General features: G+C 44.0%; 26 protein-coding genes. 11 read left to right on the forward strand and 15 right to left on the reverse strand.

Features of this window, described 5'->3' with window-relative positions:
• Positions 1 to 33: 33 nt before the first annotated feature.
• Both H6571_19415 and H6571_19420 read right to left on the reverse strand, forming a co-directional pair.
• Entirely contained in the window at positions 34 to 234 is a 201-nt protein-coding gene (locus H6571_19415; protein MCB9325916.1) for a helix-turn-helix transcriptional regulator, read from the reverse strand.
• Positions 234 to 680 (reverse strand): hypothetical protein, encoded by a 447-nt coding sequence (locus tag H6571_19420; protein ID MCB9325917.1) that lies wholly within the window; start codon positions 678 to 680, stop codon positions 234 to 236. The genes H6571_19415 and H6571_19420 overlap by 1 nt, the downstream gene beginning before the upstream one ends.
• A 195-nt stretch (positions 681 to 875) precedes the next feature.
• Between H6571_19420 and H6571_19425 the strand changes: the two genes are divergently transcribed.
• Positions 876 to 2,153 carry an aspartate aminotransferase family protein gene (locus tag H6571_19425; GenBank protein ID MCB9325918.1) on the forward strand — a complete coding sequence of 426 codons (1,278 nt, stop codon included), beginning with the start codon at positions 876 to 878 and terminating at the stop codon, positions 2,151 to 2,153.
• Here H6571_19425 and H6571_19430 read toward each other — a convergent pair.
• The 6 genes from H6571_19430 to mnmH are packed head-to-tail and all read right to left on the reverse strand — an operon-like array spanning position 2,146 to position 9,571.
• A complete protein-coding gene (locus tag H6571_19430) occupies positions 2,146 to 3,138 on the reverse strand; it encodes an NAD-dependent epimerase/dehydratase family protein (GenBank protein ID MCB9325919.1) in 993 nt (330 codons plus the stop codon). The genes H6571_19425 and H6571_19430 overlap by 8 nt on opposite strands.
• Positions 3,138 to 4,286 carry a GNAT family N-acetyltransferase gene (locus tag H6571_19435; GenBank protein ID MCB9325920.1) on the reverse strand — a complete coding sequence of 383 codons (1,149 nt, stop codon included), beginning with the start codon at positions 4,284 to 4,286 and terminating at the stop codon, positions 3,138 to 3,140. The genes H6571_19430 and H6571_19435 overlap by 1 nt, the downstream gene beginning before the upstream one ends.
• Before the next feature lie 54 nt (positions 4,287 to 4,340).
• A complete protein-coding gene (locus tag H6571_19440; protein MCB9325921.1) occupies positions 4,341 to 5,684 on the reverse strand; it encodes a sugar porter family MFS transporter in 1,344 nt (447 codons plus the stop codon).
• Between the two features lie 10 nt (positions 5,685 to 5,694).
• Positions 5,695 to 7,473, reverse strand: coding sequence for a hypothetical protein (locus tag H6571_19445; GenBank protein MCB9325922.1), 1,779 nt, complete (start codon positions 7,471 to 7,473; stop codon positions 5,695 to 5,697).
• 27 nt (positions 7,474 to 7,500) lie between these two features.
• Positions 7,501 to 8,547: a selenide, water dikinase SelD gene (gene selD / locus H6571_19450; GenBank protein ID MCB9325923.1), complete on the reverse strand. Its 1,047-nt coding sequence runs from the start codon at positions 8,545 to 8,547 to the stop codon at positions 7,501 to 7,503.
• Entirely contained in the window at positions 8,525 to 9,571 is a 1,047-nt protein-coding gene (gene mnmH, locus H6571_19455) for a tRNA 2-selenouridine(34) synthase MnmH (GenBank protein ID MCB9325924.1), read from the reverse strand. Before mnmH ends, selD begins: the two co-directional genes overlap by 23 nt.
• Positions 9,572 to 9,820: 249 nt before the next feature.
• Between mnmH and H6571_19460 the strand changes: the two genes are divergently transcribed.
• On the forward strand, positions 9,821 to 10,243 hold the full coding sequence (locus tag H6571_19460) for a CBS domain-containing protein (GenBank protein ID MCB9325925.1): 423 nt from the start codon (positions 9,821 to 9,823) through the stop codon (positions 10,241 to 10,243).
• Here the strand turns inward: H6571_19460 and lpxB are convergent.
• The 3 genes from lpxB to surE all read right to left on the reverse strand — a co-directional run bounded on the left by lpxB (position 10,221) and on the right by surE (position 12,525).
• Complete coding sequence (gene lpxB, locus H6571_19465; GenBank protein MCB9325926.1) at positions 10,221 to 11,342, reverse strand: lipid-A-disaccharide synthase; 1,122 nt, start codon at positions 11,340 to 11,342, stop codon at positions 10,221 to 10,223. The two genes, H6571_19460 and lpxB, sit on opposite strands and share 23 nt — an antisense overlap.
• Before the next feature lie 116 nt (positions 11,343 to 11,458).
• Entirely contained in the window at positions 11,459 to 11,761 is a 303-nt protein-coding gene (locus tag H6571_19470; protein ID MCB9325927.1) for a hypothetical protein, read from the reverse strand.
• Positions 11,761 to 12,525, reverse strand: coding sequence for a 5'/3'-nucleotidase SurE (gene surE / locus H6571_19475; protein MCB9325928.1), 765 nt, complete (start codon positions 12,523 to 12,525; stop codon positions 11,761 to 11,763). The genes H6571_19470 and surE overlap by 1 nt, the downstream gene beginning before the upstream one ends.
• A 59-nt stretch (positions 12,526 to 12,584) precedes the next feature.
• Here surE and holA point away from each other — a divergent pair, with 59 nt between their 5' ends.
• The 7 genes from holA to H6571_19510 all read left to right on the forward strand — a co-directional run bounded on the left by holA (position 12,585) and on the right by H6571_19510 (position 18,773).
• Positions 12,585 to 13,592, forward strand: coding sequence for a DNA polymerase III subunit delta (gene holA, locus H6571_19480; protein ID MCB9325929.1), 1,008 nt, complete (start codon positions 12,585 to 12,587; stop codon positions 13,590 to 13,592).
• 101 nt (positions 13,593 to 13,693) lie between these two features.
• On the forward strand, positions 13,694 to 14,380 hold the full coding sequence (locus H6571_19485; protein ID MCB9325930.1) for a MotA/TolQ/ExbB proton channel family protein: 687 nt from the start codon (positions 13,694 to 13,696) through the stop codon (positions 14,378 to 14,380).
• 127 nt (positions 14,381 to 14,507) lie between these two features.
• Positions 14,508 to 14,906 (forward strand): biopolymer transporter ExbD, encoded by a 399-nt coding sequence (locus H6571_19490; protein MCB9325931.1) that lies wholly within the window; start codon positions 14,508 to 14,510, stop codon positions 14,904 to 14,906.
• A gap of 78 nt (positions 14,907 to 14,984) precedes the next feature.
• On the forward strand, positions 14,985 to 15,383 hold the full coding sequence (locus H6571_19495) for a biopolymer transporter ExbD (GenBank protein ID MCB9325932.1): 399 nt from the start codon (positions 14,985 to 14,987) through the stop codon (positions 15,381 to 15,383).
• 183 nt (positions 15,384 to 15,566) lie between these two features.
• Entirely contained in the window at positions 15,567 to 16,490 is a 924-nt protein-coding gene (locus H6571_19500; protein MCB9325933.1) for an energy transducer TonB, read from the forward strand.
• A gap of 276 nt (positions 16,491 to 16,766) precedes the next feature.
• Positions 16,767 to 18,065: a bifunctional folylpolyglutamate synthase/dihydrofolate synthase gene (locus H6571_19505; GenBank protein ID MCB9325934.1), complete on the forward strand. Its 1,299-nt coding sequence runs from the start codon at positions 16,767 to 16,769 to the stop codon at positions 18,063 to 18,065.
• A 36-nt stretch (positions 18,066 to 18,101) separates the two neighbouring features.
• Positions 18,102 to 18,773, forward strand: a complete 672-nt coding sequence (locus H6571_19510) for an RNA pseudouridine synthase (protein ID MCB9325935.1) — start codon at positions 18,102 to 18,104, stop codon at positions 18,771 to 18,773.
• Positions 18,774 to 18,842: 69 nt separating this feature from the next.
• Here the strand turns inward: H6571_19510 and H6571_19515 are convergent, their stop codons facing one another.
• From H6571_19515 to pdhA, 4 genes are all read right to left on the reverse strand, one after another.
• Positions 18,843 to 19,697 (reverse strand): MBL fold metallo-hydrolase, encoded by an 855-nt coding sequence (locus tag H6571_19515; GenBank protein ID MCB9325936.1) that lies wholly within the window; start codon positions 19,695 to 19,697, stop codon positions 18,843 to 18,845.
• Positions 19,698 to 19,999: 302 nt separating this feature from the next.
• Complete coding sequence (locus tag H6571_19520; protein ID MCB9325937.1) at positions 20,000 to 20,515, reverse strand: 6,7-dimethyl-8-ribityllumazine synthase; 516 nt, start codon at positions 20,513 to 20,515, stop codon at positions 20,000 to 20,002.
• 177 nt (positions 20,516 to 20,692) lie between these two features.
• Positions 20,693 to 21,391 carry a tetratricopeptide repeat protein gene (locus H6571_19525; protein ID MCB9325938.1) on the reverse strand — a complete coding sequence of 233 codons (699 nt, stop codon included), beginning with the start codon at positions 21,389 to 21,391 and terminating at the stop codon, positions 20,693 to 20,695.
• Positions 21,392 to 21,508: 117 nt separating this feature from the next.
• A complete protein-coding gene (gene pdhA / locus H6571_19530; GenBank protein ID MCB9325939.1) occupies positions 21,509 to 22,528 on the reverse strand; it encodes a pyruvate dehydrogenase (acetyl-transferring) E1 component subunit alpha in 1,020 nt (339 codons plus the stop codon).
• A gap of 172 nt (positions 22,529 to 22,700) precedes the next feature.
• On the opposite strand from pdhA, the gene recF reads away from it, so the two are divergent.
• The gene (gene recF, locus H6571_19535; GenBank protein ID MCB9325940.1) at positions 22,701 to 23,804 is read left to right on the forward strand and encodes a DNA replication and repair protein RecF; all 1,104 of its coding nucleotides are present in this window, start codon (positions 22,701 to 22,703) and stop codon (positions 23,802 to 23,804) included.
• A 150-nt stretch (positions 23,805 to 23,954) separates the two neighbouring features.
• Positions 23,955 to 24,245 (forward strand): DUF721 domain-containing protein, encoded by a 291-nt coding sequence (locus tag H6571_19540; protein MCB9325941.1) that lies wholly within the window; start codon positions 23,955 to 23,957, stop codon positions 24,243 to 24,245.
• Positions 24,246 to 24,258 lie beyond the last annotated feature (13 nt).

The raw sequence follows: 24,258 nt of genomic DNA on the forward strand, positions 1-24,258 counted from the left end.
TTTTTCCAATACGCCAGACGGAAGCATTTTATCCTAATCCCCTTCCTCCAGTTCAAAAATATCATTTACAGTTTTGGCAAATACCTTTGCGATTTTCAGGGCCAGTACCGTGGAGGGAACATACCTGTTCTTTTCAATGGAATTGATCGTCTGACGCGATACCCCAACCAGTTGAGCCAAATCCTCCTGGGTGAGATCCTTTATGGCCCGCTCTATTTTTATTTTATTTTGCATTACCTCATCCGCTTTAAAAGTTCAAAAAAACCTATCTGAATAAGGAGCATAAAAATCAGCACCTGGAAACCCCCTAACTCCTCGAAACCAATTTCCTGTCCTTTCAGGTAAACCCTCACCAGGTAATTTACATACGGCTGGATCACCGCATAGATCACTCCGCAAATAAACGCCATGGAATAAGACTGGGATCTCAGCTTTAGGGTAAGTTCGTCCTCCGTTTTATCCCTGGACAACGAAACCAATATCAGCCCGATCAACAACAGTTTACGGAATGCAGTTCTTATGATTTCCTGCTCCGGTTCCATTTTGGAAGTGAAAATCAAGGCTAAAAAACCAAGGCCAAACAGGACAATTCCGATCTGCTTGAAGTAATTGGGTAATTTAAAGGCACTAAGTTTGTCCAGGCGGCTTTGCTCCGCTTCGCAAAATTGATTCTTATTCATGTTAATTAAGATTTGATTAATGGATCAAAAAGACAAAAAAACTGTTCTTTAAGACAAATTATTTTTACTAAAAGACAAATATACTTTACATTTTTATTTAAATCAAGCCTTATTCAATAATTCTTCAAATTTTGTCTACCATGACTTATTTGGTTACTTTTGACAAATAAGTCTAATTCCTCAAATCCTCGGCACATGAGCACAAAATCAGGGATCATTGAAGATTTCAAAACCCACGTTTCCTCCGGGAAAGCAGCCTTTTTTAGCAAATACAAAATGGATTTTGTGATGGGAGAAAGATCCGGCATTTTTTTGTCGGACATGGATGGTGAAAAACAATTGCTGAATCTGCATTCAAACGGAGGGGTTTTCAACCTGGGACACCGTAATCCTGCCCTCATTGAAGTCTTGAAAAACAGCCTTGACCACCTTGATATCGGCAACCACCACCTCATGAGCAGGCATCGCTCGAAACTGGCAAAATTGTTGTCGCAAACCATGCCCGGCGACCTCAACTATGTCGTTTTCGGAGTAGGTGGAGGGGAAGCCGTGGACCTGGCCATAAAAGTGGCCAGAGCATTTACCGGACGACAAAAGATCATTTCTGCCAACGGAGGATATCACGGCCATACCGGGCTGGCACTGGCTACGGGCGATCCAAAATACCGTGACCCTTTCGGACCTCCTTCTGCAGATTTTGAACAAATCCCTTTCGGGGATGCGTTGGCCATGGAAAATTCCGTCACCCCCGATACAGCTGCGGTCATTTTGGAAACCATTCCAGCAACGTTGGGCATGCTTATTCCATCGACTGAATACCTGCAACAGGTGAGATCAGTTTGCGATAAAAATGGCGCCCTGCTGATCCTCGACGAGGTACAGTCCGGTTTGGGCAGGACAGGTAAGCTCTGGGCCTTCGAGCATTTCGAAGTGGTTCCGGATATTGTGGTCATTGGCAAGGGATTGTCCGGGGGCCTCTACCCTATTTCTGCCACGGTCCTCCGCCAGCCGCTGGAGACTGTTTTTCACGAGGATCCTTTCATTCATATCTCCACCTTTGGAGGAGCGGAGCTGGGATGCCTGGTCGCCCAAAAAGTATTGGAAATTTCCTCGGATCCGGAATTTCTGGATCATGTAAACCATATGGCTGCCCTGTTTGCAGAGCGAACCGAAATCCTGAAAAAGAAACACAAGGGATTCCTCGTAGGCCTGCGTCAAAAAGGCCTGATGATGGGACTGGAACTCAGCCACGAACTGGCTGGTCCTATCCTGACCAAAACGGCTTTTGATAATAACCTGTTGATGGTTTACGCCAATAATGACACACGGATATGCCAGTTTTTACCGCCATTGATCATAGCCAAAAACCAACTGGATGACTTATTTGTAAAACTGGATAAGGCACTGAAAGAAGCACGAAAACTTATGCCTCTTGTTAAAGCACAACGTTTTGTGAAAGGGATTTTCAGGTAGGGGTTTCTAATTCGTGGATCAGCTTAATTCTTTGTTGATCCGACAGCCCATAAGCAGGGGTATGCCAATTCAAGGAATCGTAATATTTTCGGCACACCGTCATACTATCTTTTAAGTTTGTGAGCCGTAGGTCAAAATTTTCCTGAAGTCGTTGGTTGCTGTACGTGAAATAGTCGTTATCAATCCAAAGCGGCATATCGGTCCACTCGCTGATTCCGGAAGCTTTTAAAAATTCGGGACCGGCATTGATCCAATCCACTTTTTTTCCCAATTCCCCCGCAGCAGCATTTACTATTTCACGAATGGAGGTTTGCGGGCTGGAAATAATGTTATAAACGCCGCCGGACACACCTGGATTTAAAGCCCGAATAATAGCTTCGGCAAGATCTTCCACGTAGGTGACCGAAAAAGAACGGTCCCCGTTATCCGGCAACAATAGAAGATCATTGAACTTTACCTGGTGCATCCAGTAATAAAACCGATCAGTATGGTCAAACGGACCATAAACAAGCGCGGGTCGAAAAATGACATTATCTAACCCTGATTTAATTAAAATACGTTCACATTCTGCTTTCCTGTTCCCATAGGACTGTGGAGAAAGATCCGTCATTTCTTCCCGCGAACATCCCAATACGGGAGTTTCCTCGGCCCTCATTTTTCCCTGGTATTTTTGATTATCATAAACGGAACAGGTGGAAATAAAGATATAGCGTTTGACCGAATCCGATAATTGCTCAAGCCCCCCTTTCATATCCTCCGGAAAATAACACGACAGGTCGATGATAAAATCCCAGTCTTTCCCGGCAATTTGTTGGATATCGTCGGTGCTCCTGTCTCCTTTAATTTTTTGAACGTCCTGAAACAACTCAGCTCCGGTCATTTGACGGTTGAACAACGTAAGTTCAAAATCATCTTCCTTCTGCAATCGCTCGACCAGGTTGCGGCCAATGAATTGAGTCCCTCCGAGGATAAGTAATTTTTTCATTATATATTCTTCTTGAAGACCTTTGACAAGGTTTTAAACCCCAGTTTATTTAAAAACTGGTGAGCGGGTTCGTTATGCAGGTTACTCTCGGCAAATAATTGTGGTATGTTATTTTCCTTCAGGTGATTGAAAATCCAATGAACTATTTGCTCTCCGATGTTTAATTTCCGATAGGTCTTATCCACAGCAATATCTGAAAGCGTGGCGTACCATCCATTTGGGTTTTCATCGTATTCAACCAATGCAAGTCCGACAAGCTTTCCATCATAGTAGGCTCCAATCAATCTTGAAGGGCCAAAGGGGGATTTTTTTAGGGCATCTTTAAATTCCGTAGCCATACGGGCCGCTATATCCTGGATCCATTCTTTTTCGTTGATGGCCCGGCCTACCTGGATTTCTCCGTGAGAAATATAGTTCTTTTTTGAATTTTCAACAAACAGCTTTACCATGGCCTGCACTTCAGAATCATCCGTCACCCACCAGATGGCCAGTTGGGTCATATCGAGCTCTTTCCCTTTGTTACGGTTGTGTTTTGGGTTGTTCCTTCTCCAGAAATCATCAAAAGGAGTATCTTCTGAAGCATCCGTCCAGCCAGCCACCACATCACATTTAAAAACATGGGAAACGTACTCATAAAACCGGCTTTCCATGACCTCTTCATCCGGCTCTTCCTCGATCAGGTGTAAACCGGAATTCATGATATTCCTCAGTTGAGGAAGATAATCCCACTTCTGATCCTCCCAAAAAACAGGAAATCCCGGCGCCGTGACCAGATCGTGGAACCAGGCCACCCAGGACCCAAAGACATCAGGGGGCAAAATTTTATCTTCCCGAAATTTGATGGCCAGTTCGAACAGGTTCAGCATCTGGCACACATAATTGGAGGTTGCCTTGAATTCCGCAGTGCCTTGCGCTGGTATCGGTTCATCTTTTTCCCATACTGGTCTGATCAGATCCAGATTCGTAGCCTCAAAGCGGAATAGATCAATGGATGCCAGTTCGAGTTTTTGATAGGTATCCCGGTTAGCGATCCGCCTATCTCTTTTTTTCTCAATAGCTCTGGCGATAATAAATGTCGCTAAGGCAATAAATAAAGAAATGATTTGAAGGAGGGTATCGTTTTCGATAATCAATAATATTTTACCCATTGATTTTTATTTTTTTATCCCAACCAAAATATTCAAATACGAAAATGTGAAATTTTAATGAATTTCAGCGGAAATCAGATGTTTTTCAATCTCCTCCAGACTCTTGTTCTTTGTTTCCGGAATAAAGAACCTGACAAAGAAAAACGCCACCAGAGTGATCCCCGCAAAAACGACAAAGGCGCCCCACTCTGACCAGGCGTTCATCCTTGGGAAAACCTGGGCAATTAAAACGTTGGTCAACCAAAGCGATAAAGTCGCAATGGACATGGCCGTTCCTCTTACTTTTGTTGGATAAATTTCGGAAATAATGATCCAGGTCACCGGCCCGTAGGAAAATGCAAAACAGGCGATGAAGGCGGTAATGAAAATAATGATAAGAAAGGGTTGTTCCATTCCGTAAAAAAAGTAACTGCCGCACATCACCAAAGAAAGGAATACGCCGATAATGCCGGAAAGCAGCAATGGTTTTCTGCCCCAGGCATCAATTTTCCAAATGGCCAGAAAGGTGAACAAAACATTCACCATCCCAATGGTGACCTGCCCTCCAAGGGAATCACTCAGGGTAAGGCCGGCATTGCTCAGGATATCAGGACCATAATAAATGATGGCATTGATTCCGCTCAACTGTGAAAAAGAAGCTAACAGGGCACCGATCAGCAACAACCAAAGCAGGGATCTGTTTTTCATGATGTCCCAGAAACGGCTCTTTTCCAACTGTTCCTCCTCTGAAAACCGGATCTGGTCCGCCGCTTCCCCGGCCGGAAGGTATTGATTCAGGATGACCCTGGCTTTTTCAATTTTATTTTTGGACAACAGCCACCGGGGGCTTTCCGGAATATAAAACAACATGAACAGGAAAAGAAGCGCAGGCGCGGCCTCCATGCCGAACATCCATCGCCAGGTTTCTTTGCTTTCCGCACCTATGATTTGTACGATGGCAGCATTGGATAAATAAGCCGAAAGAATACCTATGGTGATGGCCAACTGGTATAAAGCGACCAGCCGTCCCCTTAATTTTGAGGGAGACAATTCAGCGATGTACAAAGGAGAAAGAATAGAGGCAATTCCAATACCTGTGCCCCCAATAATTCTATAAAAGACCAATGAAGAAACCAAACCGGCCAGTGCACTACCCACCGCAGAGACCAGGAAAAATATGGCAGAGGCCAATAAAACCTTCTTTCTGCCGAAAGCATCGCTGGCCATCCCGGAGAGGGAAACGCCGATCATACACCCGACTAAAGCTGAACTTACAAACCATCCTTCCATATCCACCCCCAGCAAAAAATGGTCCCTAACCGGGGCAATAGTCCCTGAAATGACGGCGGTATCAAAGCCGAACAACAATCCACCCAAAGCGGAGATCACGCTTATCAGAACGACGTTTCTATTTTCCATAATCCGGATTTTATGCTTTTACAAAAGCTTTGATCACTTTACAAATGCCCATTCCTTCATTGATCATCTTATATTTTCTACAGGCTGCGGGAACCACAAAAGTCTCTGCAAAATTGAATCTTTGTGTTAATCCTCCGGCGGTTTCCAAAAGGATGGATTCCCCTTCCACCAAAGATAATACATGGCATTGATTTTGGGTATCCACCTCCACAAGGGAATGAAATTCCATCCGGTGAACGTCATAAAAATGGTCCTTATGGGTGGGCAGGTGGAATAATACCCAGTCTTCCCCTTTTTCCATCAACTCAGGCCTGGCAATGTGTTCCCGGTCAATGACCTCCCCTTTTCGGGCAAAGTTCAGGTTTAAAAACCCCCGATCCAGGTTCAGTGGCCTTGGCTGTCCGTCCAGGTCAAGGCGCAGCCAGTCATAAAGTTTGAAGGTAAAAATATATGGGGTTGCGCTAATTTCAAGTACCAGGTTATTTTTTCCCGAGCTGTGGATCGTGCCTGCAGGGATCAGGAATAAATCATGTTTCCGTACTTTTACCTTATTAACATATTTTTCAATATCTACTTCAGTCGTATTTTTGAGACTGCTTTCCAATTCAACACGGAACAAAGAAGGATCAATATCTCCCTTAAATCCGAGGAATACTTCTGAGTCTTCCTTGGTATCGAGCATATAATAACACTCATCCTGGGTAAAATTTTCCCCGAAGGCTTCTTTAATAAAATCTTCCCGCGGATGTACCTGGACGGATAAATTCCCGCCGTCAAAGGTATCGAGGAAATCAAAACGTATGGGAAACTCGACGCCAAAACGGTCAGCCGCGGCTCCCAGCACGTTTTCATGGGCCTGGAACATGAGGAAATCAAAAGAGCATTCCAAAACTTTGCCGTTGTCTACCAGTAAAAGCCCGTTTTCAGGAACGATTAATTCAAAGGACCATGCGTAATTGGGAACCTCCCTGCTCAATTGCGTAATATGATTTTTCATCCAACTACCGCCCCAGGCGCCAGGCTCAAACCAGGGTCTGACCCTGAAAAAATTGACACTCATTGCTTCGAGGCTGCTTCGCAGGCATTCTCCTGTCGTCCAGAAAGGCTTTTCCGGTCTTTGGTCATCGACCAGGAGGTCAATACGGGGCAATAATTGTTGTTTATGAAGATTCAGCACCACCCAATCCACAAAATAAAACCTTTTGTACATGGATTTGGGCGAGGTACATTCGACCGCACCCAGGTTGGTGGTCGCCCCGGCGCGCATTCTGAATTGCAGTTCATTTTTAGGCAGATCGACATAACAAACCAATCCCTCCCATTGACACAGGGCCGCACCCGGCCCATAAACGATATTGATATCTGCCGTCGGGTCCGGGATCATTTTTTCAATTTGCCCAATATCATAAAAATCAATGAGGGTGAGGGTAGTTTTTTTTCCAAAAACCGGATCGTCCCCTCCCAGAAAAGGCGCAATGATGGTTTCAACCTCTCCGACCGGTTTAAAGGCACTGGCCATCTTTTGCCATTTGACCTTCAGCCCCCGTTCCTGTAAATGAGCATCTATGCCGTTGCGCAAATCCTCCCAGAAAACGCCCACGTAACCTTCTAAAATGACGTGTTGGTGTTTTTCGAAAACACCAGCCAAAGATTCATAACCTGCCTGGATTGAATGATCCGGCACTTTAAATCCAGGATAAATATCATAACTGCCCGGAGCTGTCGGAACAACTGATTCGGGGATTAGCCATTGAGTGGTTTTTCTTTTGTTGGATTTCATTGTTCCCATTAAATAAACGACAACTGCCTACTAAGGCTAAACAACCTCCACCAGGTGATCTCCCTGATCGGTAATTACCCCGAATGCTTCCAATTCAAATCCGTTCAGGTTCATGGTATGCACGAACTCCTGTTCATGTTCAGGGGATACCGCTACGAGTAACCCACCGCTGGTTTGCGGATCGCATAACAAGTATTTTTGCTGATCGGAAAGGGGGCCAATTTTATGTCCGTAAGACGCCCAGTTGCGTTGGGTGCCTCCCGGGATACAACCCATTTCCAGGTAATTGTCGAGGACGGCTTTGTTTATAAAGGGCACTTTTTCAAAATCAACACGGGCGCTTGCGCCACTCGCCTCACACATTTCCGCAAGGTGCCCCAGCAAGCCAAAACCTGTAACATCGGTCATCGCCTTGACGTAAGGCAAGGTTCCGAGCATTTCACCGATGCTGTTCAACTGGACCATGCTGTTCCGTGCCAGCATATCGTGCTCAGGCAATCGTTTTTTTTGCTTTTGTGCCGTCGTCAGAATCCCCACGCCAATAGGCTTGGTGAGAAATAATTTACACCCGAGATCCGCACCTCCGTTCTTTTTCAGGTTTTTTATATCCACCCTTCCTGTGACCGCCAGGCCAAAAATGGGTTCCGGGCTGTCGATACTATGCCCGCCCGCCAGAGGGATTCCGGCTTCTTTGCAGGCGTTCCTTGCACCATTGATCACCTCGTTGGCCAACTCAGCGGGCAGTTTGTCAATCGGCCACCCCAGGATAGCGATCGCGAGGATGGGTTTACCTCCCATGGCATAAACATCACTGATGGCATTCACGGAAGCAATACGACCAAAATCGGCAGGATCATCCACAATGGGCATAAAAAAATCGGTCGTGCTTATTATTGCAGTGCCGTCCCCCAGGTCCATGACCGCCGCATCATCGCGTTCGTCATTCCCTACCAGCAGGGCTTCAAAAATCTGGTGATGCCCGTTGTTTGTCAGTATTGCGTCCAGTACCTTCGGCGCAATTTTGCAGCCACAGCCGGCACCATGGCTGTATTCTGTCAGTTTAATATCCTTTAACAAATCCATTCTTTACGAAATTTATAAGTTGTTTTGCAATAGCTTCCGGACTTTCCTCTGCAGTCTCAAAGGGAATGACCTCACAAGTCTCCGCCCGTCGGCCCAGCGCGTTTGAATAAGCTTTATCGTAATAATTAAGGGCAATTTCGGCAGCCTTACCATAATCCTTCGCCTCTATTGCTTCCAATGCAGCATTGAGATGTTGTCCCCCCAACCGTTTTTTGATCTTTTCAAATGAATGAGTCAGCTCTTCAGGAGAATAACAAGCGTACCCCTTTACCAAATGATCCACCCGGTGCGACAACTTTCTTTTTAAAAAGATCACGGGCCGTTTGCGCATGGTTTCCCAAAATAGTTGAGGCACATAAACCCTTCCGATGGACCGGCTTTCATCCTCAACCCAGAACCGGGTGGCGGGATCAATGCCTTGAAAAGCTTTATACAGGTTATTCTCAAACTGCTCCACATGGGGTTGCTCTTCCTGCCCGAGGGCACCAAAGGCAGAACCCTTATGATGAGCAATGCCTTCAAGGTCCAGGAATTGTTCTCCAAGCCCTTTCATCGCATGCAAAATTTCTGTTTTAGCCGACCCTGTAAAACCTCCCAGGATCAGCATATTTGAAAAGTCCTGCGATAACTGTTCATGAATATAATTCCTGTAGGATTTATACCCTCCATCCAGTACGTTTACCTCATAACCCGCCGTGTCGAGTAACCAGGCCATACTACCGCTTCTTTTCCCGCCACGCCAACAATGCACCGTCACCTTTTTTCCCGGTGCCATTTTTTCCGCTGCTTCTACGAAATGCCTCATTTTTCCTCCCACAAAATCAAGCCCTTTGAGCAGAGCTACCTGCGGGTTTTCCTGCTTATAGGCCGTACCGACCACTACCCTCTCTTCATCGGAAAACAAAGGAAGATTTAGGGCTCCCGGAATATGGCCTTTTTCAAACTCTGCCGGAGTCCGGACATCCAACAGCACCCTGTCTGTCAGGTCCTCCAAAAGCGTTTCTATTTGAATTTTTTTTACCATAACTTTGAAACGGGTATAAGCTTTTATCAGTTTTATTAGCCGAAACAACAAAGCTAAATATTATTTTTACAATTACGGTAACACCAAAATTGAAAATACCCTCTCCTCATTTTTGCATCTTGCAAAAAAAATATCAGGTCAAATCAAATTATCCCCGTTTTATTTTTTATGTTGTGGGCTATTTTATATATTGGTGATATTAATTTTCATTCTACTTCTTAACTTTCAAAACGTAAAATTCCTACAACTATGATGAATGAGCCCATCTCTTCGATTATGACTAAAGACGTGATCACGATTTCACCGGATGCCACGTTTAATGAGGTGAAAAAAATCCTTTTCACCAATAGGATTCATCATTTACCCGTTGTTGAAAAAACCAAACTGGTAGGTATTATAACCTCTTACGACCTCGTGAAAATAGATGAAGATTTTTCTAAAATCCAGGGCAATAGTATCCGCTCTTTTATGACAAAGAAGATCGCCAAACTGGAGCCTGAGGATAAAATTGGTACCGCTGCCGAGGTATTTCTTGAAAATATGTTCCACGGGATTCCTATCGTTGACAGCAATAATGTTTTAAAAGGAATTGTCACCACTCATGATGTGCTGATGTTTCTCTTTGACAGAGAGTATCCTGATCATAAAATTAACTGGAGGGGCGGCAAATAGTCGCCGCTTTATACATCAGGTCAGCAGCTTTTTCAGAGGCACCATTTTCACCCAGAATCTTTTTCAGTTCATGGTAAGATTCGTGAATAAGGGTTGCATTTTTTTTATCCAAAATAAAAGAAAGTTCCTTGCGAAGGTTACTCCTGTTGAATTCCCCCTGAATCAGTTCTTTCAAAAACGACCGGTTGAGGATGAGATTGACCAAAGAGATATAGGGAACCTTTATCATTGCCCTGATCAAATAATAGGTAATATAACTCCCCCGGTAACAGACTACCTGGGGTACATTAAACAAAGCAGTTTCAAGCGTAGCAGTCCCTGAAGTAACAAGGGCTGCCCTGGCTTCAGACAATAAATCATAGGTCTGTGCGAAAACCACCGATACCGGCCGTTTTCCAATAATTGCCTCATAAATATCCGGGGGTATCGATGGAGCCCCCGCCACCACGAATTGGTGATCGGGAAAATCCACCACCACCTTAAGCATCTCACTCAAGATAGCATTGATTTCCTGTTTCCTGCTGCCTGGCAGCAACGCGATCACAGGTCGGTCATCCAATTGATTTTTAACCCGAAAATCCGGATCCTGTCGATAATTTGAAATGACATCCAACAGGGGATGCCCTACAAAATCAACTTCATAATCATATTTTTTATAAAAATCCTTTTCAAAAGGCAGAATGACATACATGCGGTTCACATGCTCCCTGATCTCGTGTACCCTTTTTTCTTTCCAGGCCCAAATCTGGGGCGAAATGTAATAAAATACGCAGATACCGTGCGATTTAGCCCATTTGGCAATGCGAAGGTTGAACCCCGGATAATCTACCAGGATGATCACATCGGGCTTCCATTGCAGGATATCGGATTTGCAAAACTTCATATTCCGCAAAATGGTACGAATATTTTTGGCCACCTCCCAAAAACCCATAAAAGCGAGTTCCCGGAAATGTTTTACCAAGTCCCCTCCTGCTGCCTGCATAAGATCACCGCCCCAGCATCTGAACTGAGCTTCAGGATCTTTTCGCGTCAGGCTTTTCATGAGATTGGAAGCGTGTAAATCGCCGGAAGCTTCCCCTGCTATGATGTAATACCGCATTGTAAATTTTTAATCAAAGGGAACAAGGAAATAAGAACACAAGGACGAAAGGAGCCCATGAACATTTATTTCCCGAAATCAATGTAGCCTTCATTCAATTTTCCATTGCATCATGCCTACCTGAACAGATAATGAGAAAAGTACCACACCCAAAAAATGGCGTATCCAATGGTAGGCAAAACCAACCCACGGGTAGCCGTATCGAATTTTCTTTTTTGGAAAATATTCAACGGGATCAGGTTGAGGGCAATGGCCAGAATGCCACTGGTACGCTGCCGGAAAAGAGGAGACACATCGCTTGCTCCACCGATCAGGTCTGCAGCTTCCAAAGCGTCAAAAATACTAAGGAAAACTGCATATCCAACGAAAGGCAATACCAACCCCGTCACCAATCCGAACCAGATCTTATTTTTTATCATTATTTATTGTTATTCAAATGCTTCAGTAATTCATAATTAGTCAAATCGTGCATGGAAGGTACCACGGAAATAAATCCATCCTCCAAAGCGGCGATATCTGATCCAACTTCCTTATCACGGTGTACAAATTTTCCGGTCATCCAGTAGTATTTTTGTCCACGAGGGTCAGTAGCTTCCACAAATTCTTCCTCCCAGCGTGCATCGCCCTGCCGGCAATATTTTATTCCTTTTAAATCTTCAGCCGGCAAATTGGGAATATTGACATTCAACAAGGCCCCTTTACCAAACTTTCCATCCAGGGCATCCTGTATCAGCGTTTTAATAAAAGGTTTTGCCGGATCAAAATTGGCATCAAAGCTGTAATCGAGCAAAGAAAATCCAATCGCTGTGGTTCCTTCGAGAGAGGCTTCCATGGCTGCAGAAACGGTTCCTGAGTACAGGATGTTTATCGAAGCATTGGACCCGTGGTTAATCCCCGAAACGCATAAATCAGGTCTTCTTTTTTTGAGCACAACATCCATGGCCAGTTTTACGCAATCCACAGGCGTACCCGTACATTCCCATGCTTCAACGTCCGAAAAAACCGACACCTTATGGAGCCGAAGAGGAGTAGAGAGGGTCACAGCATGTCCTTTCCCCGATTGAGGTGAGTCAGGAGCCACCACCACTACATCTGCCAGTTCCCTTGCGACCTCCACCAAATTGCGTATCCCCGGGGCTGCAATGCCATCATCATTTGTAACCAGTATTAATTTACGTCCCATGGTATTTTTTTTTGAAGCAACAAAGTTCTACTTTTGGAGATTAAAATTATAATTATACGGTGACATTCGAACAAATAGTTGGCAGCATAAAGAAAAAAGAGTACCATCCGGTTTATTTCCTTCACGGAACAGAACCCTATTTCATTGATGTCATTTCCGATTTGATTGAAAAAAGCGTACTCACAGAAAGCGAGCGCGCCTTCAACCAGGTAATGTTATATGGAAAAGACTCCGATCACCTTGCCGTCATTGACCAGGCGAGACGCTACCCGATGATGTCTCAGTACCAGGTGGTCATTATCAAAGAGGCCCAGGAGATGAAGAGCCTCAAGGAATTGCAAAATTATGTGGATCACCCAACGCCCTCTACCCTCCTTGTCATTTGCCACAAACACAAAAAGCTGAATATGAGTACGACTTTGGGCAAAAAGCTCAAAGCCAAGGCTGTCGTTTTTGAATCCAGCCCCCTTTATGACAACCAGGTTCCTGAATGGATTATCAAATACCTCGGCAAAAAAAAGTTAAGCATCTCCGCCCAGGCCGCCGGTATTATCGCCGAATACCTGGGAACCGATCTGTCCAAAATTGTCAATGAACTGGACAAACTGGCCATAAACCTGGCTCCCGGCAGTGAAGTGACCCTGGCAAATATAGAAACCTATATCGGCATCAGTAAGGATTATAATATTTTCGAATTGCAGCGTGCCCTTGCCGAACGTAATGTCTTAAAAGCCAACCGCATCGTCAATTATTTTGCCGACAACCCCAAAAAAGGACCAATGCCCATGGTGATCAGCTCGCTTTACACCTTTTTTAGTAAAGTTTATATGCTCCATTTCCTGCGCAACCTGTCCGAACAGGAAGTGCTGCAGGCCTTACAGCTGCGCTCCGCCTGGTTCCTTAAAGAATTCCGCCTGGCGGCCAGGAATTTCAACCTGATCAAAACAGAACAGGTCATTGATATATTAAAAACGTACGACCTTAAATCAAAAGGAGTGGGTTATAACAGTACAGGAAAACCAGAAGGTGATCTGTTGAAAGAAATGATCTGGAAATTATTGCACTGACCCAAAAATATTTTTTTTAATTTTAGGCAGGTTTTATAATTTGTACATTTTATATTCGTTCTTTACAGCATATTAAAAAACATCTAATAAATCAAGGATTCATGTTTTTCAAAACAATTTTGCTTTTCCAGACCGCCGATATCGAGAGAGATATGGCTACTCAAAGCTTTTGGGATACGATCATCCAAAGTGGAGCCATGGGGATTATTATCATGGCGATATTACTATTCCTCTCCATCCTCGGCGTTTACATTTTTGTAGAAAGATACCTGACCATCAAGCGCGCAGCGCGCATTGATCAAAGTTTCATGAACAACATCCGCGCCAATGTATCTGCCGGAAACATTCAAGGGGCTATTGCCCTTTGCCAGTCGACAGACTCTCCTATCGCACGAATGGTGGAAAAAGGACTCCGACGCATTGGAAAACCGCTGCGTGACATTGATGCCGCCATTGAAAATGTGGGCAACCTGGAGGTCTTTAAACTTGAAAAGAACCTTTCCACCCTGGCCAGCGTCGCCGGGGCTGCCCCGATGATCGGCTTTTTCGGAACGGTTACCGGTATGATCCTCGCCTTTATGAAAATGGCAACAGAACAAAACGTTACCCCAAGTGTACTGGCCGGAGGGATTTACCAGGCGTTGTTGACCACGGCTTTCGGGCTTTTTGTCGGCATCTTAGCCTTTGTTGGCTATAATATCCTCGTGGCTAATGTCGAAAAAGTAGTCTTCAAAATGGAACGATCTACCGTTGATTTTATGGATTTACTGCAGGAACCAACGTCCTAGAATTGGTTTGATGATTTGATATTATGATACTACGATATTATGATACTAGGATTCCGGGAGGGTCTGATGTAGTAATCTAAATTTGAAGATTGAGGATTGTTGATTATTTTTTTGAAAAAAAATTACCGTGGGACTCAAAAAAAGAAATAAAGTAAGTGCCGAATTCAGTATGTCGTCGTTGACGGACATTATTTTCCTGTTGTTGATCTTCTTCATGTTGACTTCAACCCTGGCCAATACGCCTCCATTCCAACTGCCTCAATCGGACTCCAAAACAGTGGCTCCGACTTCGGTCAATGTGGCCATCAGGACAGACGGAACCTTCATCCTCGACAATGTGGAGGTGGATGAACGGGCATTGGAAAAAGTACTGCGGCAAAAGATCCGGATCATGGATAACCAGGAGGGAGTATCCATTACCATCGTGGCAGAAGTTGGCACCTCCTTTGACCAGGTCGTTAAAGTGATGAAAATCGCGGGAATACTTAAAGTAAAGGCCATTATTGCTACCCAACCAAAAACCTGATCCGCAATAGCTATAGACTAAATACAATAAGTTAAAGTTAAGTTTTTAGGGGATTAAGGATTGAAATTGTTATGAAAAATGGGAATTAAAAAAAGAAATAAAGTTAGTGCCGCTTTCAGCATGTCCTCTTTGACGGATATCATCTTTTTGTTGCTGATCTTCTTCATGCTGACTTCCTCTCTGGTTGCTCCTAACGGATTAAACCTGAAATTACCGGGGACTTCCAAAACAAAGGTGGTCACCACTTCCAAAATGGATAAAATCAGGATGATGCGCAACGGCGATTATTATCTCAACGGAAAAAGCATTACCCTCGATATGATGGAAAGCGTGCTGGCGAGTAAGGCCCGGAAGGCATCCCCAAAACTGGATGTAATTCTTGCGCCGGACAAAGATACTCCCGTTGAATACGTAGTGGCGGTTATGGATATCGTTATGCGCCTGAACATCAACGGCATCTATTCCGCGGAAGAATAGGGATCAAAAAAGGGAAACAACGCATTATCTACCTGGGCAACCATTTTGATTTACCTTTAACATTTGTTAAAAAAAAATCAAAATATTAAAATGATTTGCCCTTTATGGTTAAAACTATCATAATTGTATAGGCAGGCAGGTTACTAACAATAATTTTTACGTTCTTAATGAGAAAATACTCAGATGGATACCATAATCACACCAAAAGAAAAAGAAGATAAGAAACGCGGGTTACGAACTAGTATCTTTGTACATATTGGTTTGATCCTGCTGGCCCTTTTGCCCCTTACCCGTTATGAGGATCCTCCTCCGGGACAGGAAGGTATTCTGGTAAATCTTGGCATTCCTGATGTGGGTGAGGGAGACGAAAATGCCGCTGCTGCGTCGGAATCCCAGCAGGAAGAAGCTGTCGTCGAGGAAAATCAGCCGGATGAGGTACAACCGGAAGAAGTGGTAGAGAAAACCAAGCCTGACCCGGAACCCGTTGAAAAGAAAATTGTCACTACAGAAGATCCTGACGCTATAGCCTTAAAAAAGAAAAAGGAACAAGACGCCAAAGCCCAGCAGGAAAAAGATGCCGAGGCTAAAAAGAAAGCCCAGGCAGCCGCCGAGGCAAAAGCTAAAGCCGACGCCGAGGCAAAAGCCAAAGCTGATGCCGAAGCCAAAGCCAAAGCTGATGCCGAAGCCAAAGCCAAAGCTGAAGCCGACAAGTTAAAAGAAGGCCTGGGCCTTGGAGGACTCGGAAAAGGCAAGGGCAATACAGGAAAAGACGGCAACCAGGGAGATCCGGGAGGAGATCCTAATTCCGATATTTTAACCGGTGTAAGCACCGGATCCGGTACCGTTGGTGGAGGACTTGGCTCAAGAGGACGGGTAAATTCGCCCCCCGTTAAAGAAAATTCCCAGGCGTCAGGTATAGTGGTCCTAAACGTATGTGTCGATAGTGAGGGAAACGTAGTCAGTGCTACTTACACTCAAAAAGGCTCTACCACCGGGGACATTAACCTCAAAAATGCCGCGATAAAAAATGCCAACCAGTGGAAATTTTCCAAAGGCGGACCTGATAAACAGTGCGGAACGATAACCTATAATTTTAAGGTGCAGTAAAATCTGGCTGCTGGTTACTCGTTTTTTTTCAATACCTTTTATTTTCCGATTGGATGCGGATAAGCTGCTCAACGCAACTTATCCGCACAGGAAAACCTTTATTTACTCCAAAAATTAGAATTATGAAATCCCGGATATATTTTTTTGGACAACTCATGTTAATTCTGCTTTCTGTTTTACCTTTGATCCGTAGTAAAGCCGAGACTCCCGAAAAAAAATTCGAGGTTTCCGCTTACCAGGCCATTGAAGATAATCAAACTGCAGCGTTTACATTTAATGAAAAATCAGTACGAGCAAACCCTTGAATATTTATTCACCCAACTCCCGATGTTCCAACGGATCGGGCCCAAGGCCTTTAAAAAGGATCTGACTAATATCATTAAACTGGCCGAAGCACTCGGGTATCCCCAAGAAAAATTCCCTTCCATACATATTGCCGGCACCAACGGCAAAGGATCTACCGCCTTCGCACTTTCCGCCATCTTCCAGGCCCACGGGTATAAAACAGGGCTTTATGTTTCTCCACATTATAAAGATTTCAGGGAACGCATCCGGATAAACGGCCAATATGTTTCCAGGCGTTTTGTAATAGATTTCGTTGCCCAAAACAAATCTTTATTTACAACCATCAAACCCTCCTTTTTTGAAATCACCGTAGCCATGGCCTTCGCTTATTTTGCCGCTCAAAAAGTGGATATTGCCATCATAGAAACCGGTCTTGGCGGTCGGCTGGACTCCACCAATATCCTGCATCCGCTTTTGAGCATCATTACCAATATCAGTTATGATCACCAAAATTTCCTCGGAGAAACGCTTCCGGAAATTGCGGGCGAAAAAGCAGGCATCATCAAAAAAAATACCCCGGTAGTCATCGGGGAAACACAACCGGAAACACAACCTGTTTTTGAACGCGTTGCCCGGGAGAATAATGCGCCCATCTCTTTTGCCGATCAAACCCATAAACTTAAAGAAAAAGAGCAAACCCTGGAATTTACGAATTATGACATCTGGAAAAATGAAAAACCGTATTTGAATGATCTGAAAGTAAATATGCACGGCCCTTTCCAACGAAAGAACCTGCTGACTGTTTTGGAAAGCCTCTCCGTTCTTGAACAGTACCACCCGCAATATCATTTTACAGAAGATAATGTAAGAACAGGATTGTTTAATCTCAAAAAACTGACCCGTTATATTGGAAGATGGCAGGTGTTGCAGCAAAATCCGACGATTTTATGTGACAGCGCCCACAATGAAGGCGGCCTCGAAATGACCATCGGACAATTGAAGCAATTAGACTATTCCACCCTGCATTGTGTGCTGGGATTTGTCAATGATAAAAATATAGACAAACCTTTGTCCTTTTTCCCGAAAAATGCACGTTATTACTTCGCAAAAGCAGACATCCCCAGGGGGCTGGATGCCCAATTGCTTCAAAAGACGGCCCTTAACCACCAATTGCATGGAAGAACCTACACTTCTGTTAAAAATGCACTGAGGGCGGCTAAAAGAGCAGCCGATCCGGATGATCTTATTTTTGTGGGAGGCAGTGTTTTTACGGTTGCGGAAGTGGTGTAAGCCAGGGAAGTTCGTCAGGAAGAAAATAAAAAACTTATGAAAGAATTAGAAATCCTATTTGAAAACGGTGATTTCATCATCATCAATAAACCTGCCGGGCTGATCACGGAGGTGAATCCCTTTGAACCGGTTAATGTTGAATCCTTAGTGCTGGATTATATTTCCAAAAGCAAAAGAAAAGCTTTTGTCGGCGTGGTTCACCGGCTGGACCGGGTGACGAGCGGCGTGATGGTCTTCGCCAAAAAGAAAAGCATTTTAAAGCAAATCAATGCCTCCTTTGAGCACAAGCAGGTACAAAAAAACTATTGGACCATCGTCGGACAAAAACCACCTGAAGCCTCGGGAACGCTTAAACATTTTTTAATAAAAGATCAGCAGAATAAACGAGCGGAAATATTCCCTACAAAAAGAAAGGACAGCAAACCCTGTAGCCTGCGTTACAAAATAATTGATCAAAAAGATGGATTTTATCTCCTAGAAGTGAGTCCTGAGGGGGGAAAATACCATCAGATCCGGGCACAATTATCCTTCATCGGGTGCCCCATCATCGGGGATGAAAAATATGGATCCAAAAAGAAGTACAAACCACTGTCCATCTGTCTTCATGCCAGGACACTCTCTTTCCCGGATCCTTTAAACCCGCAAAATAAACTATCCTACACTGCCGATCACCCCATTGACACGCCCTGGAATTTATTTAAGGTGTAGGTTTTTTGCCGTAACATGGAACATCCCGAATTTCATCTAATCAGGTAAAATTCGGGATGGTTAATTCCATTACAATTCTTTCCCGTCAATATCCACCTGCTCCCCAATTTCCACTTTTCCTCTATCACTTCGGGAAACCGTAATACAGGATACTGTGGGGTCATGTTCAAAAAACAAATAATCATCATTGGCCAATGCTTCCGTTAGCAATTGGTCTTTTTCTTTAATGGTTTCCAGTGGTCTAAGGTCATAACTCATCACATAAGGAGCCCCCAGGTGGCCTGAAGAAGGCAGCAGGTCGGCACAATACACCAGGGTTTTATTTTTTCCTTTCAAAATGGGCAGCATCATAGCCTCCGTGTGCCCGTAAACAAACCGAATATCAATACCGGGAATCCATTCGGTATCTTCCTCCGTTACATCTATATATTTCAGCACACCGGCCTCCTGCAATGGAACGAAATTTTCTTTGAGGAAGGAGGCACTTTCCCTGGGATTAGGAGTGAACGCCCAGTCGTAATGTTTTTGGTTAGACCAGTAAGTGGCATGAGGAAAAGTAGGAACCAGGTGATCATTCTCATCCTTTTTCACCGCTCCACCGACATGATCAAAGTGTAAATGGGTGAGCAAAACATCCGTAATATCTTCGGGAGCAAATCCCTTTTGGTTCAGGCTCCGCAAAAGCGTATGTTCACCATGAGGATGAAAGTGAGAACGGAATTTAGCATCCTGCTTGTCTCCCATGCCGGTGTCGATCAGGATTTTGCGGTCCCCTGTTTCGACAAGCAAACATCGCAGCGACCAGGTACATAAATTACCCTCATCAGGTGGGTTGATCCGCTGCCATAATTTTTTGGGTACGACGCCAAACATGGCTCCGCCGTCCAGTTTAAAAAAGCCTGTTTCTATGATATGTACGCGCATGAATTAAGCATTTAACCGCCATGGACGCAAAGAAGGCGCGATGTGTACAGAGCAATCTATGCGTACTTACCGGAATTTTTTTAATATATCTTTAAACTCTTGTTTTCGTAATTTCCTATTCCCTACCGTACACTTTTGTAAAAAGCCCTGGAAAATCATGTTAGGTTCTCGCAGAAAACGCAGATAAACGCAGATGGAATGAAATAACATTCCGTACTTTAGTCGGCAAAACAAGACAAAATAACCGAAAATGATCAGCGAAAATCAGCGTGACACAAAAAAGTGTACGGTAACGAAATTTCCTAAAAACCCATTTTAGTTTTAGCTCCCGAAAGCTCCCCTTTCAAAGAAGCCATGCGAATGGCCGTAACGGCTGCTTCGGTTCCTTTATTGCCGTATTTACCTCCAGACCTGTCTTTTGCCTGTTGCTCATCATTAGGCGTCAACACCCCGTAGATACAGGGCATTCCGGAAGCAACACTCAGCGTCATCAATCCCATCGCTACGGCATTATTGATATAATCATTGTGCCTGGTTTCTCCCTGGATGACACAGCCAATACAAATAACGGCATCCAGTTTTTGGCTTGAAGCCAGTATTTTAGCTCCGGTCGGCAATTCAAAAGCGCCAGGGACCTGCAGGGTCGTAATATTTCCCTCCGGCGCACCGTGTTTTACAAGCGTGTCAAAACACCCCTGATAAAGCGCATGGGTTATTTCGGCGTGCCAGTCGGCCACCACAATACCAAACTTCATGTTGGAAATATCAGGAATACTGCTTTCGTCATAAGACGATAAATTTTTTAATGCACTTGCCATGTTGATTGTTTTTAGTTTTTCCGGACCTCCGAGGTTTCCCCCCCGGAGGTCTGGAAAACGGAAGGATGTTAGATTAACAAAAAAAGGTAAGACCTTGTTGAAGACCTTACCTTTTTTTAGGCATAAAAACCCGCTGTCCGACTATTCTTTCACTGCTTGGCGTTTTTAATAGTCTTATTATCCTTTTTTACCGTTTGCGCGAATGATAAACTTATCAATATCGGCACCATAAGGTGTTTTAGGAAATTCTTTTTTGATTCTTTCGTAAGCGGATAAAGCTTCCTGGATATTCCCCTGCTGCTCGTTCAGCATACCCAATTTTTTAAGGTAATAAGCGGTGAGGAAATCATTACTGCTGGTATTGATGGCTTTTTTGTAAAATTTAAGCGCATTGTCCATATCCAGCAATTCGGAATAAGCATCGCCCATGGCGCCAAATTTCATCACCGGAGTGACGTCACCTTTAGGGTTATAATCCTTTAGGTAATCGAGTGCTGCTTCAAATTTACCCAAATTCAAATAGGCAATCCCTGCATAATAGAGCGACATATTTGCCGCTGGCGTACCGCCATAATTATCAATGATGTCAAGAAAACCACTGTATCCTCCTCCCGGGTTGGTCAGGGATAATGCAAATGAATCTCGCTCAAATTGTTGTTGAGCCATAAACATTTGCTCTACAGCTTCAGCTTGTTTTGGCATTTGGTACAGGTGTCTGTAACCAAACCAACCACCAAATAATACGATAGCTCCCACTACCACACCAATGATGATATTCTTATTATCTTCGAAAAAATCCCCCGCTGTTGCTCTCACCTCAACAATATCAACCAGCGTTGCGTCGTCCTTTTTTTTATTTTTTAATCTTCTTGCCATTATGTATAAATTAGGTAATATTTAAAAAAGCCCCGCAAAAGTAAATGTTTTTTACTAAACTAAGTACTTTTAATAAAAGGTTTTTTGTAATCCCATTCGTCCCGGAAGCCACAGGCATCATGTAATAAACGGATAGTCCTGCTGAACGTAATTATCTGTGTACAAATCAGCCCCATCCGGATAAGGGGATTCTTCCGCAAATTTTACCGCATCCTCAATTTCTTCCTTGATCCTTTGCTTGATCTCGAGGATTTCCTTTTCCGTGGCGATCTTTTCCTTTAAAAGTTTCAATTCCATCACCTTAACAGGATCCCTGTCCTTGTAAGACTCTACTTCTTCCTTGGTGCGATATTTCGCCGGGTCGGAAACGGAGTGTCCTTTGTAACGGTAAGTCCTGATTTCCAGGAAGTAAGGTCCTTTGCCTGAGCGAATATATTCCGCAGCTTTCTGAACGGCTTCATACACCGCTTCCTGATCCATGCCATCCACCGGCTCACTTGGGATATCATAAGCTTCTCCCAGTTTGTAAATCTCTGTCACATTACTGGTGCGCTTTACGGAAGTTCCCATCGCATAACCGTTGTTTTCACAAATGTAGAGTACAGGCAATTTCCAGGTCATGGCCATATTGAAAGACTCGTGTAAAATACCCTGGCGCGCCGCACCGTCTCCGAACATGGTTACGCATAAATTTTTGGTTCCTTTGTACTGTTCGGCAAAAGCAATACCGGTTCCAATACCGATTTGCGCTCCTACAATGCCGTTGCCGCCAAAATATTTGTGTTCAGCAGAGAAAAAGTGCATTGATCCTCCTTTGCCCTTTACAATCCCGGTACTTTTTCCATAGAGTTCTGCCATAGCTTCCCGGGGTGTAATCCCTCTTGCAATAGCCGTTCCATGCTGACGGTAACCTGTGATGACGCCGTCATCTTTGGTGATCGCCGTTTCTATGCCGGCAGCAAGGGCTTCCTGTCCAATATAAACATGACAGAATCCGCGAATTTTTTGCTGGCCGTAAGCCATCAGTGCGCTTTCCTCGAAACGGCGCACCCGCAACATTAATTCATACCATTTAAGATTTTGCTCCTTTGAGTATTTGGATTTTGTCGCTGTTTTGGTCGATGTTTTTTTTGCCATTTTTATCTTTTATACTGAATGTTCTTGAATAAGGGTAAAAAAAAAAGAGTATTTCCACTTTAAATAACACCTTTACACCATACTCTTGTTCAAATCCGATGCAAAGTAAAAGCTTTTCATTAAGTTATTAAAAAAATTACCCCAAAATCATAATTTTGCAAAAACAGATGCTTTGTATCTATCCAAGCTCATACTGACCAACTTCAAGAATTACCCTTACCAGGAATTCGATTTGTCCCCTGCCATCAACTGCTTCACGGGCAATAATGGCATGGGAAAAACCAATATCCTTGATGCCATTTATTATTTGTGCATGAGCAAAAGTTACTTTCTGGTTTCCGACAAAAATATCGCCAGGCTCGGAGAGGATTTTTTCAGGCTGGAAGGCCGGTTCGAGGTGGAAGGCAAAAAAGAAAAGATCGTGGCCAAGGTAATCCCTGGCAAAAAGAAGGAGTTGGAAATAAATGATAATCCTTACCTGAAATTTTCTGATCATATCGGTTTTCTTCCGGTCGTCATCATTACCCCTGACGATACGGACATCATTTCAGAAGGCAGCGAAACCAGGCGTCGATTGATCGACAACACCCTTTCTCAATTGAACAAAAAGTATCTTGATGACCTTATTCTGTACAATAAAATCATCAGGCAACGGAATGCCGCCCTGAAACAATTTGCTGAAAAAGGGGGATACAACAGGAATCTTCTCGACATCTACAACCGGCAACTGCTGGAACCCGCACGTTATATTCACGAGCAAAGACAAACTTTTCTTCAACATTTCATCCCCATCCTGCGAGGGGTTCACCTGGAAATTTCCGGAAATTCGGAAGAGGTAGATTGCGAATACAAATCCCAGCTCAATGAAATGGCCTTCGAGCTCCTTTTAGACCGAACCAGCGAAAAAGACCGTATCCTCCAAAGAACCACTGCAGGCATCCATCGCGACGACCTGATTTTTACCCTTTCGGGCAACGCTCTCAAGCGTTTTGCTTCCCAGGGACAGTTAAAAACTTTTACCCTTGCCCTCAAAATTGCCCAGTACCAAATGTTAAAATTTGAAAAAAAGAAACCTCCTTTATTACTTCTCGATGATATTTTTGATAAATTGGATAGCCAAAGAGTAAAATTCCTGCTTCAATTACTCATCAGGCAGGACTTTGGGCAGATATTCATTACTGATACGCACCCCAACAGGGTAACACAAATCATAGAAAAGACTGGAGCCGACTTCAGGAAATTCAATATTTCCAAGGGTACGGCGACCCCGATTTAGGTTTTCCCTTTTTGTAAGGTTAAAAAGTTGACCGCGAAAGTTTGAAATAAGCAACACAACCTTAATACCCCGGATAAAAATCGGCCAACTGGCACTGAAAGCTGCATACTAAACAAGCAATATTACTTATAAACAAAACCAATCCTTATTATGACACATGCAGACGAACAAAGCCTGAAACACGCCCTATTACAAATGGTTGACCATTACCGTATGCGTTCCCGCCTCACCCAGGTCAAAGTCAACAAATGCTGGGGCACTGTGATGGGACCTACCATAGCCCAATACACGACAGAGATCAAAGTCAGGAAAAACAAACTTTACGTCACCATTAATTCCGCTGCCCTCAAGCAGGAGTTGTCCTACGGGAAAGAAAAAATCCTCCGCAATCTGAATGATGAATTGGGAGAGGAACTGATCACAGCTATTGAGATCAGGTAAGTGTTATTGCCAA

Source organism: Lewinellaceae bacterium, assembly GCA_020636105.1.
Lineage (GTDB): Bacteria > Bacteroidota > Bacteroidia > Chitinophagales > Saprospiraceae > BCD1.

Bases quoted from the DNA above. Each gene is read 5' to 3' on its own strand.
- H6571_19500 (MCB9325933.1), top strand. From the start codon at position 15,567: ATGGATACCATAATCACACCAAAAGAAAAAGAAGATAAGAAACGCGGG.
- H6571_19525 (MCB9325938.1), bottom strand. From the start codon at position 21,391: ATGGCAAGAAGATTAAAAAATAAAAAAAAGGACGACGCAACGCTGGTT.
- H6571_19445 (MCB9325922.1), bottom strand. From the start codon at position 7,473: ATGGGAACAATGAAATCCAACAAAAGAAAAACCACTCAATGGCTAATC.
- H6571_19540 (MCB9325941.1), top strand. From the start codon at position 23,955: ATGACACATGCAGACGAACAAAGCCTGAAACACGCCCTATTACAAATG.
- H6571_19485 (MCB9325930.1), top strand. From the start codon at position 13,694: ATGTTTTTCAAAACAATTTTGCTTTTCCAGACCGCCGATATCGAGAGA.
- H6571_19415 (MCB9325916.1), bottom strand. From the start codon at position 234: ATGCAAAATAAAATAAAAATAGAGCGGGCCATAAAGGATCTCACCCAG.
- H6571_19435 (MCB9325920.1), bottom strand. From the start codon at position 4,286: ATGGGTAAAATATTATTGATTATCGAAAACGATACCCTCCTTCAAATC.
- H6571_19495 (MCB9325932.1), top strand. From the start codon at position 14,985: ATGGGAATTAAAAAAAGAAATAAAGTTAGTGCCGCTTTCAGCATGTCC.
- selD (MCB9325923.1), bottom strand. From the start codon at position 8,547: ATGGATTTGTTAAAGGATATTAAACTGACAGAATACAGCCATGGTGCC.
- H6571_19505 (MCB9325934.1), top strand. From the start codon at position 16,767: ATGAAAAATCAGTACGAGCAAACCCTTGAATATTTATTCACCCAACTC.
- H6571_19515 (MCB9325936.1), bottom strand. From the start codon at position 19,697: ATGCGCGTACATATCATAGAAACAGGCTTTTTTAAACTGGACGGCGGA.
- H6571_19520 (MCB9325937.1), bottom strand. From the start codon at position 20,515: ATGGCAAGTGCATTAAAAAATTTATCGTCTTATGACGAAAGCAGTATT.
- H6571_19425 (MCB9325918.1), top strand. From the start codon at position 876: ATGAGCACAAAATCAGGGATCATTGAAGATTTCAAAACCCACGTTTCC.
- H6571_19510 (MCB9325935.1), top strand. From the start codon at position 18,102: ATGAAAGAATTAGAAATCCTATTTGAAAACGGTGATTTCATCATCATC.
- lpxB (MCB9325926.1), bottom strand. From the start codon at position 11,342: ATGCGGTATTACATCATAGCAGGGGAAGCTTCCGGCGATTTACACGCT.
- H6571_19440 (MCB9325921.1), bottom strand. From the start codon at position 5,684: ATGGAAAATAGAAACGTCGTTCTGATAAGCGTGATCTCCGCTTTGGGT.
- H6571_19430 (MCB9325919.1), bottom strand. From the start codon at position 3,138: ATGAAAAAATTACTTATCCTCGGAGGGACTCAATTCATTGGCCGCAAC.
- H6571_19470 (MCB9325927.1), bottom strand. From the start codon at position 11,761: ATGATAAAAAATAAGATCTGGTTCGGATTGGTGACGGGGTTGGTATTG.
- H6571_19460 (MCB9325925.1), top strand. From the start codon at position 9,821: ATGATGAATGAGCCCATCTCTTCGATTATGACTAAAGACGTGATCACG.
- surE (MCB9325928.1), bottom strand. From the start codon at position 12,525: ATGGGACGTAAATTAATACTGGTTACAAATGATGATGGCATTGCAGCC.
- mnmH (MCB9325924.1), bottom strand. From the start codon at position 9,571: ATGGTAAAAAAAATTCAAATAGAAACGCTTTTGGAGGACCTGACAGAC.
- pdhA (MCB9325939.1), bottom strand. From the start codon at position 22,528: ATGGCAAAAAAAACATCGACCAAAACAGCGACAAAATCCAAATACTCA.
- H6571_19420 (MCB9325917.1), bottom strand. From the start codon at position 680: ATGAATAAGAATCAATTTTGCGAAGCGGAGCAAAGCCGCCTGGACAAA.